The 12584-nt window shown below is 70.8% G+C and carries 15 protein-coding genes; 8 read left to right on the forward strand and 7 right to left on the reverse strand.

The window, feature by feature from the left end; translation table 11 throughout:
* Positions 1 to 6: 6 nt before the first annotated feature.
* Positions 7 to 846, reverse strand: a complete 840-nt coding sequence (locus tag DEA06_RS15020) for an urea amidolyase associated protein UAAP1 (RefSeq protein ID WP_116648821.1) — start codon at positions 844 to 846, stop codon at positions 7 to 9.
* A gap of 84 nt (positions 847 to 930) precedes the next feature.
* On the opposite strand from DEA06_RS15020, the gene DEA06_RS15025 reads away from it, so the two are divergent.
* Positions 931 to 1590, forward strand: a complete 660-nt coding sequence (locus DEA06_RS15025; protein WP_116648822.1) for a TetR/AcrR family transcriptional regulator — start codon at positions 931 to 933, stop codon at positions 1588 to 1590.
* 168 nt (positions 1591 to 1758) lie between these two features.
* Positions 1759 to 3270 carry a sodium:solute symporter gene (locus tag DEA06_RS15030; RefSeq protein ID WP_165818038.1) on the forward strand — a complete coding sequence of 504 codons (1512 nt, stop codon included), beginning with the start codon at positions 1759 to 1761 and terminating at the stop codon, positions 3268 to 3270.
* Positions 3271 to 3335: 65 nt separating this feature from the next.
* On the opposite strand, the gene DEA06_RS15035 is transcribed toward DEA06_RS15030, so the two are convergent.
* A complete protein-coding gene (locus tag DEA06_RS15035) occupies positions 3336 to 4364 on the reverse strand; it encodes a phosphotriesterase (protein WP_116648824.1) in 1029 nt (342 codons plus the stop codon).
* Between the two features lie 48 nt (positions 4365 to 4412).
* On the opposite strand from DEA06_RS15035, the gene DEA06_RS15040 reads away from it, so the two are divergent.
* Positions 4413 to 4772 carry a cupin domain-containing protein gene (locus DEA06_RS15040; RefSeq protein WP_116648825.1) on the forward strand — a complete coding sequence of 120 codons (360 nt, stop codon included), beginning with the start codon at positions 4413 to 4415 and terminating at the stop codon, positions 4770 to 4772.
* A gap of 6 nt (positions 4773 to 4778) precedes the next feature.
* Complete coding sequence (locus DEA06_RS15045; RefSeq protein WP_116648826.1) at positions 4779 to 5858, forward strand: LLM class flavin-dependent oxidoreductase; 1080 nt, start codon at positions 4779 to 4781, stop codon at positions 5856 to 5858.
* 125 nt (positions 5859 to 5983) lie between these two features.
* Here the strand turns inward: DEA06_RS15045 and DEA06_RS15050 are convergent, their stop codons facing one another.
* Together DEA06_RS15050 and DEA06_RS15055 are read right to left on the reverse strand one after the other, a co-directional pair.
* On the reverse strand, positions 5984 to 6895 hold the full coding sequence (locus DEA06_RS15050; protein WP_116648827.1) for an amidohydrolase family protein: 912 nt from the start codon (positions 6893 to 6895) through the stop codon (positions 5984 to 5986).
* Complete coding sequence (locus DEA06_RS15055) at positions 6892 to 7401, reverse strand: RidA family protein (protein ID WP_116648828.1); 510 nt, start codon at positions 7399 to 7401, stop codon at positions 6892 to 6894. Before DEA06_RS15055 ends, DEA06_RS15050 begins: the two co-directional genes overlap by 4 nt.
* Positions 7402 to 7470: 69 nt before the next feature.
* On the opposite strand from DEA06_RS15055, the gene DEA06_RS15060 reads away from it, so the two are divergent.
* Positions 7471 to 7968, forward strand: coding sequence for a RidA family protein (locus DEA06_RS15060; RefSeq protein WP_116648829.1), 498 nt, complete (start codon positions 7471 to 7473; stop codon positions 7966 to 7968).
* Positions 7965 to 9221 (forward strand): MFS transporter, encoded by a 1257-nt coding sequence (locus tag DEA06_RS15065; RefSeq protein WP_116648830.1) that lies wholly within the window; start codon positions 7965 to 7967, stop codon positions 9219 to 9221. The genes DEA06_RS15060 and DEA06_RS15065 overlap by 4 nt, the downstream gene beginning before the upstream one ends.
* Positions 9222 to 9331: 110 nt before the next feature.
* On the opposite strand, the gene DEA06_RS15070 is transcribed toward DEA06_RS15065, so the two are convergent.
* Complete coding sequence (locus DEA06_RS15070; protein WP_116648831.1) at positions 9332 to 9772, reverse strand: MarR family transcriptional regulator; 441 nt, start codon at positions 9770 to 9772, stop codon at positions 9332 to 9334.
* Positions 9773 to 9832: 60 nt separating this feature from the next.
* Between DEA06_RS15070 and DEA06_RS15075 the strand changes: the two genes are divergently transcribed.
* Entirely contained in the window at positions 9833 to 10195 is a 363-nt protein-coding gene (locus tag DEA06_RS15075; protein ID WP_116648832.1) for a VOC family protein, read from the forward strand.
* Positions 10196 to 10209: 14 nt separating this feature from the next.
* On the opposite strand, the gene DEA06_RS15080 is transcribed toward DEA06_RS15075, so the two are convergent.
* Complete coding sequence (locus DEA06_RS15080) at positions 10210 to 10641, reverse strand: hypothetical protein (RefSeq protein WP_205781303.1); 432 nt, start codon at positions 10639 to 10641, stop codon at positions 10210 to 10212.
* Entirely contained in the window at positions 10638 to 11405 is a 768-nt protein-coding gene (locus DEA06_RS15085) for an amidohydrolase family protein (protein ID WP_116648833.1), read from the reverse strand. Before DEA06_RS15085 ends, DEA06_RS15080 begins: the two co-directional genes overlap by 4 nt.
* Positions 11406 to 11484: 79 nt before the next feature.
* Between DEA06_RS15085 and DEA06_RS15090 the strand changes: the two genes are divergently transcribed.
* Positions 11485 to 12492: a phosphotriesterase gene (locus DEA06_RS15090; protein ID WP_165818039.1), complete on the forward strand. Its 1008-nt coding sequence runs from the start codon at positions 11485 to 11487 to the stop codon at positions 12490 to 12492.
* The last annotated feature ends 92 nt before the right edge of the window (positions 12493 to 12584 follow it).

Here is a 12584-nt window from a genome sequence, read left to right on the forward strand (position 1 = left end):
GTCCTCTCAGAGACCGGCGAGCTCGGCGTAGACGACGGTGTTGCGGTAGGCGCGTTCGCGTTCCGGGCTGGCGTGGAAGACGTCGTCGTCCTCGCCCGTCGGCCGCTCCGCCCAGGCGACCACCCGCAGCGGCCCGACGACGTAGTCGTCGCGCGGATCCAGAGCGTGGGGCACGTTCGCGATGAGCACGATCAGCGGCAGCTCCGCGCGCAGATCCACGTGCGCACCCGGACCGGCAGAACCCTGCCAGGCGAGCGAGCCGTCGGCCTCGGCGCGCACCCCCTGGAAGAACGAGATCGCCGGGGGCAGGTCGCGCGAGGTGAGACCGTGCTTGGCGGCCGCGAGCCGGAGCAGCCCGTGGCCGGAGGGAGAGGGCCCCTCGGGGAGGGCGTCGCCGTACTTCTGCTCGTTCCAGGCGTCGCTGGTCGTGCCGCAGAACGCGTCGTGCCGACCGGACGTGTCGGCGACGATCGTCGCCAGCACGCGCCCGTCGCCGGAGAGCAGCGGGTGCCCGTCACCGAGATACGCCTGCCACGGGATCTTCTGCGTGTCGGCGACGTTGAGGCGCTCCCCGGGTTCGACGGCGTTGAGCACCACGACGCTCGCGCACGCGTTGCCCGTGGGGTCGTCGAGGCGGATGCGGGTACCCCGCGCGACCCGCAGATGCGTGTACCCGCCCGGGGCCACGGTCTCCGCCCACCGCAGCGCTGCCGGTGCGACGTCGGCCGGGGCGAAGGGAGCGGAGGCGGGCGGGAGGTAGGGCATCCACTCCGACGAGGCGGCGCGGGCACGGGCGTCCTCGCGAGCACGTCCGACATCGCCGAGGGCGAGCTTTCGACCGTCCATTCCCGGATCCTTTCTATCGGTTGACAGTTATGACACCACGTCGGCGTTTCGCCCGTGTTACGACAGCACCGTTACGGTGGGAGCATGGCGCCGGCACGAACCGGACGACCCCGCGCGGCGGGCCCGTCCCCCACCGGGCAGGGCACCCGGGCCGATGTCCTCACCGCGGCGGCGGCCCTGTTCTGCACCCGCGGGTACACCTCGTCGAGCACGCACGCGATCGCGGAGGCCGCCGGCATCCGCCAGGCCTCGATGTACCACCACTTCGAGCGCAAGCACGACATCCTCCTCGCCCTCCTGCTCGACACCGTGCAGCCGTCGCTCGAGGTCGCCGCGCGACTCCTCGCCGAGGGCGACGACCCCGCGGCACGCCTGTGGGCGCTGTGCGTCGCCGACGTGCGCCTGCTCTCGGCCGGACCCCACAACGTCGGCGCGCTCTACCTGCTGCCCGAGGTGTCGGAAGACGCCTTCCGCCCTTTCCGTGAACGGCGCAGCGAGCTCGAGACGACCTACAAGACGTTGGTCTCCGCCAGCGGCCTTCCCGCCGACCGCGTGGACGTCACCACGAGCCTCGTGCTCGGCCTGGTCGAGAGCGTGATCCTGCAGCGCAAGCGCGGCGTCGTGATCACCGACCGCACGGCGGAGGCGATCGCGTCCGCGGCCCTGCGGGTGCTCGACCTGGATGCTGCGGTGATCTCCCGCGCCGTCGACCTCGGCAAGGGCGTTCTCGACCGGATCGCCTGACCGCCGTTCGTCGGCCGACGAGCGACCGCGTCGTCGCCCCACCCCTGCCCGGGCGGATTTCACAGGACTGTTACACGGCCGACATCGCTGACGGTGCTGCGGATGGAGATTCTTTCTGTCAAGCAACAGAAAGCCCATCCGACCGTCTTTCCCCGCCCGGGAGTGCCCATGATCATCTTCGGAGTCGCGCTCAGCGTCGTCGTCATCCTCGTCGTCGGCATCGTCGTCGCCCGCAAGGTCGACGGCGACAGCGCCAACTACCTCGTCGCCGGACGACGGCTCGGCGTGCCGCTCGTCGCCGTCTCGCTCACCGCCGCCGCCGTCGATGCCAACGCGACCGTCGGCAACACCGACCTGACCTCGCAGTTCGGATTCTGGTCGGGGGCGTCGCTTGCGATCGGACTCGCCCTGTGCCTGCTGCTGACCGGCCTGTTCCTCGCGAAGCGGATGAACGCGATGAAGCTGTTCACCCTCGGCGACTTCTTCCGGCTGCGCTACAACCGCCCCACCGAATTGGCGGCATCGGCACTGATGGTCGTGTCGTTCACGATCCTGCTCGCGGGCAACCTCGTGGCCTGCGGGTTCCTCCTCGAGCACTTCGCGAACATCCCCTACGCGTGGGGCGTCATCCTGGCCGTGGTGCTGGTGCTCGCCTACACGATCGCGGGGGGTCTGTTCTCCGATGCGTACACCGCCGCGATCCAGACCGCGATCACGGTCGTCGCGGCCATCGTGCTGCTCGCCTGGGTGGCGATGTCGTACGGCATCGTGATCCCCGAGGGAATGGGCCCGTTCGACCTGGAACAGCTGAGCGACCCCGCGGCCGGCGCCCCGATCAACTGGGCGACCCTGGTCTCGTTGGCCATCGGCGACATCGTCGCGATCGACTTCATGCAGCGGATCTTCGGCGCCAAGAGTCCCTCCGTCGCGCAGCGGTCGTGCTTCATCGCGGCCGGCCTCACCGCCGCGATCGGCACCGTCTTCGCGATCGTCGCGCTCAGCGTGTCGGCGACGCTCGGCATCTCGGTCGAGGACGGCCCCGTGCTCTTCACGCTCCTGGGCGACTTCGCCCCGCCGCTCGTGGCGATCCTGGTGCTCTCCGGAATCGTGGCCGCGTCGTTCTCGACCGCGTCGGGTGCGATGCTCGCGACCTCCGCGATCGCCGTTCGCAACATCTTCACCGTCCGCCGTCACACCGGCACCGGCCCCGACCCGCTCCTGCGCTGGACTCGCGTGGCCATGGTCCCCTTCGTGATCGGCGGTGCGTTCCTCGCCATCCAGGTGAGCCAGACCGGGATCCTCCTGACCCTCGCGTTCGACCTCATGCTCGCGTGCCTCGCCGCACCGTTCCTGTTCGGCGTCTTCTGGAAGCGACCGGGGTCGGCCGCAGCGCTCACCGCGATGGCCGTCGGATTCGTGGTGCGCATCGCGTTCCTCGCGCTCACGCCCACCCTCTACGGGGTGCCGAACGACATCTTCTACGTGCCGAACACCCTCGTCGGGCCGGAGTTCGACGGCTGGGCGACGCTGGTGGCCGCCGCGGTCGGGTTCGGAACGTTCGCGCTGGTCGCGGCCGTCGCGGGGCGACGCGAGTCCGAGGTGGCGGCCGAGGCGCGCATCCGTGCCGATCTCGACGCGGAGCGCGAGTCGTCGGAGGCGGCGGTGCCGGCCGTCGCGTGACAGGTTCGTGCGGGGCGCATCATCGTGCGATCGAGAATCGACCGGATGCTGCGCCTCGCACGCGATCACGACCGCCCTCGCGCGTCCTCCGAGAGGTCGAGCAGACGCCGCGGCTCGGTGACCAGCATCGCGTGCAGTCGGCCGTCGGGGATGCCCCGCCGGCGCAGGTCGGGCACGATGCGCTCCGCGAGGTAGGCGTATCCGAATCCGCCGTAGGCCCGCAGCTGCGCCTTCGTCCAGACCGACTCGCCGAGTACGACGCGCGCCTCGGGGTGCGCGGCGACGAACTCGGGGAAGAACGCCAGGCGCTCGCGGTCCGAGGGGTTGTCGACCCGGCCGACGTGCACGGCCTCGGTGCCGAAGCACATCTCCAGCACGGCGCCGGCATCGGACAACGCGGCCCAGTACGCCGCATCCAGGTATTCGTCGACGTTGGCGAAGACGACCCGGTCGGCGGCGAGGCCTTCCGCGCCCATCAGGCGCAGCACCTCCGGGCCCCGGAACGCGTCCGGATCCAGCCGCACCGACACGCTCGCCCCGGTTCGCACCGCCGCGCGCGCCGCGGCGCGGAGCTGCTCGCGCTCGCGACGCTCGAGCTCACCCGTGGTGCCCATGATCCCGAGCATCCCCGCGCGGAACCCCGCCCCGGGGATGCCGACGGTGAGGGCCTCGACGAAGTGCTGTTCGAGCTCGATCTCCGACATCTGCGCGATCCACCCCGGCACGATGCGCGGCACGTACGCCCCGTACGAACTGACGATCGTCATCCCCGAGGCGACCGAGACGGCCGGAAGGCCCGCGTGGCGAGGACCGAGCCCCCACGACGAGCACTCGACGACCGCGCGCTGACCGGCGCCGACCGCCCGACCCAGCTCGCGGGCGGCGAGCGCGGGATCGTCGAGGACGAGGTTGTCGGCGAGGGCGAGCGTATTCCAGCGGAGGTAGCCGAGGGTGTCGATCGATACGGCCTCCCCCACCGGTGCGGGCGCGGCTCCGTCCCGGCGCAGTCGCGACGCGTCGCTGAGCACGTGGTCGTGCATGCAGGTCGCGCCGAGGAGCGCAGCATCCAGACCGCCCGTCACCGTCTCGATCATGGGGTCCCTCCGATTGCGGATCCATTCAGTCTTACTTAGGATCCAATTATGACTCACGTGATTCGACCCGCCGAGGTCGATGCCGAAGCCCTCGAGGCGAAGCCCCTCGCACCGCCCAGCGCCCAGCCGCTCTCGGGCGAGATCACCGTCCGCGGCAAGGTCGAGTTCGTCACCGACGACCGCACCGTCGTGTCGGGGATCTGGGAGAGCGACCCCGGGCGGTCGCGGTGGGAGTTCCTCACCCGCGGCGAGATCGTCCACATCCTCAGCGGCCGCATGATCGTGCACGAGGACGGCGGAGAACCCGTCGAGCTGACCGCCGGGAGCGCGGCGTTCTTCCCGATCGGGTGGACCGGCGAGTGGTCGGTCGTCGAGCCCGTCCGCAAGTTCTACGTGGTCTACAAGTAGCCCGCGATGAACCGTCTGAAACTGGGCACGTTCGGCACGAACCTCGCCCCCGGCATCACGTTCACCACGATCCCCGGCGCCCTCACCACCGACTGGTCGCGGGTGAAGGATCTCGCCCGCCGCGCCGAGGCGATGGATTTCGAGGCCATCGTGCCCATCTCGCGATGGAAGGGGTACGGCGGCGAGCACAACCCCCACTCCGACGCCTACGACACCCTCACCTGGGCGGCGGCCGTCGGCGCGGTCACCGAGAGCGCGCGCATCTTCGCCACCGTGTCGATGCCCGTCGTGCACCCGGTGATGGCGGCCAAGCAGATGGCCACGATCGACCACGTGACCGGCGGTCGGGCCGGCATCAACGTGCTCGCGGGGTGGTACCGGCCCGAGATGGAGATGTTCGGCGCCGACCTCCTGGCGCACGACCGCCGCTACGACCTCGCCGACGAGTGGATCGGTATCGTCGAGCGCCTCTGGAGCGAGACCGGAGAGTTCGACCACGACGGCGAGTTCTTCCACCTCTCGGGCGCGTACTCGGCACCCAAGCCCCTCGGCGCGCGTCCGCAGATCATGAACGCCGCGATGTCGGGCCGCGGGCTGGAGTTCGCCCTGCAGCACGCCGACAAGCTCTTCGTGAAGCTCAGCGACGATCGCGAGAAGGCGACCGCGCACGTGGCCGACGTCAAGCGCCAGGCCCGGGAGAAGTACGGGCGCGACATCGAGGTGTGGACCTTCGGCTATGTGGTCGACGGCGAGACGGAACAGGCCGCCCGCGACTTCCTGCACTACTACGCGCAGGAGAACGGCATGCACGACGCCGCGATCAACGCCCTCACGATCATGGGCGTCGAGGCCGAGGTGGCGGGCGACAACTCCACGGCCGCGCGCCGCTTCAGCTGGGTCGCCGGCGACGGCGGCGTGCCGCTCGTCGGCACCGCCTCGCAGGTCGCCGACGGACTCGAGTGGCTCTCGGACGTCGGCATCGACGGCTGCCTGCTCGGCTGGCCGCTGTGGGAGGACGGCATGGCGCGCTTCGCGGACAGCATCCTGCCCCTCCTCCACTCCCGCGGCCTGCGCACCGCGCCCTGACCGCGGCCTCGTCCCGGGCCCTGGCCGCACCCAATGACCGCGAGACTTCATCCGGGCGACGAGACTGCGGTCTGCAGCTGCAGTCTCGCGTCGGGGATGAAGTCTCGCGGTCTGCGTCGGCCGGGTCAGCCGAGCGCGAGGAGACGGGCGGCGTTCTCGCCGAGGATCGCGTCGCACTCGGCGCGTGAGAAGCCCGGCAGGCTCTCGACGATCTCGGCGGTGACGCCCGGGGTGTACCAGGGGAAGTCCGAACCCATCACGACGCGGTCGACCCCGATCGAACGGACGAGCCCGGCGACGTCGTCGGCAGACGGTCCCGCGGTCGCACCGATCCAGATGACGATCTCCGACAGGTCGAACATCACCTGCGGGTGAGCCTCCGCGACCGCCACCGTGTCGCGCCACGAGCCGCCGCCGAGATGCGCGAGCACGAGCTTCAGTTCGGGGCGGGATGCGGCGAGCGCGGCGAAGACGCGCGGCTCCGAGAATCCGCGGCCGCGCGTGTCGGGTCCGCTGTGGAACACGATCGGCACGCCGGCGCCGATGCAGGCGTCGTAGACGCCGTCGAAGCCCGGATCATCGGGGTAGGCCCTGATGCCGATCGGGTGGAGCTTGAGGCCCCGCGCGCCCCAGTCGCCGAAGGCCTCGGCGAGGTGCTCCCGCGACTCGTCGGAGGTCATCACGGCCGGGTTCGCGCTGACGAACGGGATGAGCTTGTCGTGCGGGGCCGCCATCTCGCACACCCACCGGTTGTAGGCGACGAGGTCTTCGCGATATTGACCGTAGTGGGGCTGCGCAGGCCAGTGCGTGAGGCCGTCGGGCAGATCGGGGTAGCCCGGCACCTCGTAGCTGCCGAGAACGGTGGCGTAGTCGAACCCCGCGGCGTCGAGAGCGGCGAGGGCATCGTCGACCGATCCGCCGACGCCCGCGAGCGGGATGTCGGCCTTCTCGCCGTACTCGACGATCGGGAAGTTCTCGATCTCGTACAGCCCGCGCGCCGGGTCGGCGTAGATGTGCAGGTGGGTGTCGATCCTCATCCGTCGATCTCCTTCGCGGGGGTGCGGGTCTCGACCTCGGCGATCATCTCGAAGACGTTGCCGCCCGAGAGGCTCGAGACGCCGATGCCGGCCGACGTGGATCGGCCGATCCGGTCGCCGAAGACCTCGACGAACAGGTCGGCGGCGCCGTTGGTGACGAGGTTCACGTCGGTGAACTCGGGGGTGACGACGACGAAGGTGAGGGTGCGGATGAATCCCGTCACCTCGTCGAGCGAGCCGACGGCGAAACGGATGAGGCCCAGCACGTTGATCGCGGCGTATCGCGCTGCCGCGTAGCCCTCCTCCAGCGTGACGTTGTCGCCGACACGCCCCGGATGCACCTTGGTGCCTTGTCGATCCTCGGGCGTGATGCCGCTGATCGTCAGGCACCGGCCGAGGTGGTGGAACGCCTTCATCGTGGCGTACCGCTCCCCGTAGGGAGGGTTGGCGTAGTCGGGGATGACCAACCCCAACTCTTCGACCCGCCGTTCCGCGCTCCACACCATGGCTTCTCCTTCGGCCTCTAGAATGGATCCATTCTAAGCAGTTTCGGATACAGAAAGAAGAGGATCGGGATGACGACACCAGAGCAGAGGGTTCGGGAACTGGGCCTCGAGATCCCCGATTACGCCGATCCGCCCTACGGACGCCGCTACGGCCGCATGAAGCCGTTCCATCGCATCGGCGACCTGCTCGAACTGAGCGGACTCACACCCGAGAACCGCGTCGGCGACCGGCTCAACCCCGGAGTCGTGGGCGTCGACGTCACGATCGAAGAGGGCTACGCCGCCGCGCGCCTGACCGCGGTGCACACCCTCGGCATCATCCGCTACGCGCTCGGCTCGCTCGACAACGTCAAGAGCCTCTCGCGCGGACTCTGCTTCGTCGTGTGCCCTCCCGGCTTCGAAGACCTCCACCTGGTCTCCAACGGAGCGACCGACCTGTTCCTCGAGGTCTTCGGGGAGGAGGCCGGGAGCATCGGACGCGCGTCGATCGGTGCCACCACGCTGTCGCGCAACAACTGCTTCGAGCTGTGGCTGAGCCTGGAGTGCCACCCGGAGCCCGCCCCGTGACCGAAGCGGCGGAAGCCGCACCGCGTGACATGGTCCGCACCCTGCCGTTCTGGCTGATCTTCGTCGCCTCGACCCTGGGCGGCATCACCAACTCGGCGAGCACGCCGATCATCCCGGTCTACGTGCAAGACACACTCGGCGGCGACAGTTCGCTCGCCGGCGCGATCGTCGCCCTCGCCGCGCTCGCCTCCGTCATCGCGATGCCCATCGCGGGTGCGCTCGCAGATCGGCGCGGCTACCGCCTGATCACGGTGGTCGGGGGCGGGATCGCGGTGGTCGGGATGCTGCTGCTCGCCGCCCTTCCGTCGCTCGCGGGCGCCGGCGTGAGTCGCGTGCTGTTCGGACTCGGCAACGCCGCTGCGATGACCGTCATCATGGCGTGGCTCATCGCCCTCACCCCCGCCAACCAGCGCGGCCGGGCGCTGAGCTACTTCGGGCTCAGCGTCTGGTTAGGGGTCGCCCTCGGTCCGCAGCTCGGCACCGCCGTCGAGCAGATCGGCGGGGCACCGGTCGTCTTCCTCGTCTGCGCGGGGCTCGAGCTCGCCACGGTCGCCACGGTCATCGCCCTCCCCCGGCCCCGAGCCGCCGCCATCGGCACCGCGACCGGCCCCATCACCCTGCCGCGCGGCGCGGTCGCCGGGGTCTGGCACGCCTTCCGGGCGGTGTGGGCCCCCGGCGTCGCCGCCGCCGCGGCGTGGTGCGGCGAGGGCATCATGATCGCGTTCCTCATCGTGCACCTGGCGGGGGCGGGCGTTCCCGCGGGCGGCTTCATGGGCGGCGCGTCGGTCTACACGGTCTTCGCGGTGAGCGTCATCGGTGCGCGGCTGGCCCTGGCCTCGCTCCCCGACCGCATCGGGCCGCTGCGTGCCACCGCGATCGCCCTGTCCAGCCTCGCCGTCGGCTTGACCGTCATCGCGTTCGCGCAGGACTTCTGGCTGGCGAGCCTCGGCGCCGCGTTCATCGGCATCGGCTTCGCGCCCCTCTACCCCTCGCTCACGATGCTCGCCACGCGAGGGCTCACCTCGCGCAACCGCGCGCTCGGGCTCGGACTCTTCTCCAGCTTCACCAGCATCGGCTACGGCGGCGGTGCGCTGCTGGGCGGGTTCGTCATCTCGATCGCGTCGTCCACGCTCGCCTTCCTCATCGTCGCGGGCCTGCAGTTCGTCGCCCTCGCCGTGCTCACCGCGTTCACCCGCGACGAGTCGCCCCGGTCGCCCGACCGCCTGGCGGAGCCCCGCGACCCCGCCGCCTGACCCCGCCGCCCGAACCGGAGCGCGAGCGCACGCTTTCGGCCCGAGCGCACGCCGCGAGCACGTCCCGAAGGCGTGCGCTCGGGCGCATGCCGTGCGCTCGCGGTGCCGGCTCAGCGAAGCGACGCGATGCAGTGCTGCAGCAGGCGCGTGAGGGCGGCGGCATCGGCGGCGGGAAGGCCTCCCAGCATCCGGTCCTCGACCTGCTTCACCGCGGCGCTGGCCTGGGCGAGCTGGGCGCGCCCCGCATCGGTCAGGCGCGTGGGAAGCACCCGGCCGGCCTCGGGCTGGTCGGCGCGCGTGACGAGCCCGTCGCGCTGGAGCGTCTGGAGCAGCACGTTCATCGATTGCCGCGTGACGAACGTCGCCCGCGCGAGGTCGGAGTTCGACGCCCCCGGCCGCTGAGCGAGCACCTCGAGGCAGGAGTAGTGGGTGACCGTCATGCCCAACGGCCGCAGCACGTCTTCCATCGCCGAGCGGAGGGCGGTCGCCGCCACCTTCAGCAGATACCCCGGCGACGTGGCGAGGTCGATCGTCGGTTTCGCTTGACCCATGTCAGTATTCTGACATACGCTGGGCAATGTCAGACAACTGACATCGAAAGGACACCGATCATGACCGTTTCCGGCCCCGGCTTCATCTCCCTGCAGGTGCGCGACGTGCCCCGCTCGGCCGCGTTCTACGAGCGCTACCTCGGCTTCGCCCGACAGGCCGGCCCGCCGACCGCGGTCGTGTTCGACACGACGCCGGCCGCGTTCGCCGTGCGCCCGCCGCTTCCCGGCGTCGACCTCGATGCCGGCCCGCTCGGACGCGGTGTCGGCGTGTGGATGCACGCCGCCGAGGCGAAAGCAGTGCACGACGCCCTGGTGGCCGACGGCGTGGCGATCGCCGTCGAGCCCGTCGACGGTCCGTTCGGCTGGACCTTCACCTTCGTCGACCCCGACGGCTACCTCATCACCCTCCACGACCGCGCCTGAGGGCGATCGCCGGCCTACCAGAGGCGGCGGCGCTTGGCGGGCAGCAGCGCGGCGAAGGTCGTCGGCACGATCTCGGCGCCATCGGTGACCCAGACCCGCGCGTCGGGCCAGTAGTCCGAGAGCATCTCGGCACACACCCCGCACGGCTCGATCACGTGCTCCGTGCCCGCCGGGCGCCGCAGCACGCTCACGGCTGCCGTGACCGACGAGCCGTGGGCGATCGCGTTCCCGGCCGCCACCCCCTCGGCGCAGACGGCGCTGCGGCGGGCCGAGCCGTCGACGTGCACGCCGGTCACGATAGACCCGTCATCCATCCGCAGCGCGGCCACCACCTCGTGCCGCCCCTCCCGGTAGACCGCGTGCAGGAGGTGGGCGGCGGCCGCCAGCAGCTCGGCGTCACCGTCGCCCATACCCGCGGGACGCGCGAGCACAGGCCGGTCGCTCACTCGACGTCCAGGCGCAGCAGCCGCGCGTAGTTGCCACCCTCGACGAGCGCGCGGTCGGCAGCATCCGGGATCGCCTTCGCGATCTTCATGCGCTCGAGGTCGAAGTCCGACCCCGGCCATTCCGAGCCCATGAGGATCTTCTCGGCACCGACCCGGGCGTAGGCGCGCTTGACGTCGGCCATGAGGGTCGCGGACGTCTCGAGGTAGACGTTCTCGCGCCGCTCGGCGACGATGATCGCCTCGGGTACGTTCCAGACCGCACCCATGTGGGCGATGATCGTCGGCACGTCGGGGTGATCCTTCACGATCTCCTCGATGGAGAACGGAGCGCAGAACGCGTCGTCGAGCGCGTTGATGATCACCGCCATGCCGTGACGCGCGCACTCGCGGAAGACCGGGTCGAGCAGGCCGTGATCGGCGACGTGGTAGCCGTGCATGCTCGGGTGGAGCTTCAGACCCCGGATGCCCGCTTCGGCCATCCGACGGATCTCGTCGAGCGCGTCGTCGTCTTGCGGGCGCACCTGCCCGAATCCGATGAGACGGTCGGGGTGGCTGTCTTGCAGCCCGATGATGAAGTCGTTCTCGATGCGCTGGGCGAGCGAGCACACCATCGCCATGTCGACCCCGGCGGCATCCATGCGGGTGAGGATGCGGTTCGGGTCGAACGGCGTGTAGGCCGGAGGCTCCTCTCCGGGCCTCGCCCCCGTCAGGTAGTCGGAGCGACCGCGCACGTCCTGCGTCGTGTTGTAGGCATCGATGATCATCCGGGGGCTCCTTCGAGATGCGTCGGTTAGGATCCATTCTAAGACATATCGGATACATTCACGGATCGGGAGTCGCCTCATGATCGAGACCGTCCTGGGGCGCGTTCCCGCGGAGTCGCTCGGGCGGGTCTCGACGAACGAGCACGTCCTCACCGATTCGCGCCACCTCCTGCGCCCCACCCGCGAGGGCGAGACCCTCGACGGACCGATCCGACCCGAGATCCTCGGCGATCTCCGTTGGAGCTATATGTCGCTCGCCGACAACCTCACCCTCGACGACCCGACCACGGCGGTCGACGAGCTGACGTGGGCCAGAGACGCCGGCCTCGACACGATCGTGGAGGCGACGTCGTGGGGCATGGGGCCGCGGCACGCGGAGCTCCCCGGCATCGCACGCCGCAGCGGCATCCGGATCGTCGCGGCCTACGGCGGATACATCGACAAGACGCTCCCCGAGTGGTGGCGCGACCTGGGCGAGGCCGAGGTCGAGGCGGCGTATGCGACCGCCCTCACCGAGGCGATCCCCGGAACCGGCTTCCGCGCGGGGCTCCTGGGCCTCCTGGGAACGAGCGCCGAGATCACCACGGCCGAGCGGCGCGGACTCCGGGCCGCTGCGCGCGCGGCCGCGGCGGCGGATGCTGCGGTCAGCATCCGCTTGGACGGCGCCGCGCGGCGGGCGCCCGAGGTCGTCGACATCCTCACCGGTCAGGGACTCGCTGCCCGCCGCATCCTGTTCTGCAACATGGACAAGGTGCTCGACGCGGCGTACGTCGGCGACGTCGCCGATTCGGGAGCGGTGGTGGAGTTCGCCTTCGGCAGCGAGCACCACTTCGCCGACGGGGCGAGGGACGCCACCGACACCGAGCGGCTCGCCTTCCTGGCGCGGCTCCTCGACGAGCACCCCGACGCGGCCGTCACCCTGTCGTGCTCGGTGTGGACGAAGGGGCAGCTCTCACGCCACGGCGGGATGGGCTACGCGCACGTCGTGCGTCGCATCGTTCCGGCGCTACGTCGAGCGGGCGTCTCGGACGCGCGCCTCGACGACATGCTCGTGCACGCGCCGGCCCGACTGCTCGACCGCGCCTAGCTCGACCGCGCCGCCCCCACCCGCCCCGCACGCGGGCTTCCGGCCCGCACGCGGGCATCCACGCCGCCGAAGCCCGCGCCCCGGCCGATCCC

Origin of the sequence: Microbacterium sp. Gd 4-13, assembly GCF_003095395.1 — a bacterium.
GTDB lineage: Bacteria > Actinomycetota > Actinomycetes > Actinomycetales > Microbacteriaceae > Microbacterium.

Bases quoted from the DNA above. Each gene is read 5' to 3' on its own strand.
- DEA06_RS15070 (WP_116648831.1), bottom strand. From the start codon at position 9,772: ATGGGTCAAGCGAAACCGACGATCGACCTCGCCACGTCGCCGGGGTAT.
- DEA06_RS15020 (WP_116648821.1), bottom strand. From the start codon at position 846: ATGGACGGTCGAAAGCTCGCCCTCGGCGATGTCGGACGTGCTCGCGAG.
- DEA06_RS15060 (WP_116648829.1), top strand. From the start codon at position 7,471: ATGACGACACCAGAGCAGAGGGTTCGGGAACTGGGCCTCGAGATCCCC.
- DEA06_RS15050 (WP_116648827.1), bottom strand. From the start codon at position 6,895: ATGAGGATCGACACCCACCTGCACATCTACGCCGACCCGGCGCGCGGG.
- DEA06_RS15045 (WP_116648826.1), top strand. From the start codon at position 4,779: ATGAACCGTCTGAAACTGGGCACGTTCGGCACGAACCTCGCCCCCGGC.
- DEA06_RS15055 (WP_116648828.1), bottom strand. From the start codon at position 7,401: ATGGTGTGGAGCGCGGAACGGCGGGTCGAAGAGTTGGGGTTGGTCATC.
- DEA06_RS15030 (WP_165818038.1), top strand. From the start codon at position 1,759: ATGATCATCTTCGGAGTCGCGCTCAGCGTCGTCGTCATCCTCGTCGTC.
- DEA06_RS15025 (WP_116648822.1), top strand. From the start codon at position 931: ATGGCGCCGGCACGAACCGGACGACCCCGCGCGGCGGGCCCGTCCCCC.
- DEA06_RS15090 (WP_165818039.1), top strand. From the start codon at position 11,485: ATGATCGAGACCGTCCTGGGGCGCGTTCCCGCGGAGTCGCTCGGGCGG.
- DEA06_RS15040 (WP_116648825.1), top strand. From the start codon at position 4,413: ATGACTCACGTGATTCGACCCGCCGAGGTCGATGCCGAAGCCCTCGAG.
- DEA06_RS15035 (WP_116648824.1), bottom strand. From the start codon at position 4,364: ATGATCGAGACGGTGACGGGCGGTCTGGATGCTGCGCTCCTCGGCGCG.
- DEA06_RS15085 (WP_116648833.1), bottom strand. From the start codon at position 11,405: ATGATCATCGATGCCTACAACACGACGCAGGACGTGCGCGGTCGCTCC.
- DEA06_RS15075 (WP_116648832.1), top strand. From the start codon at position 9,833: ATGACCGTTTCCGGCCCCGGCTTCATCTCCCTGCAGGTGCGCGACGTG.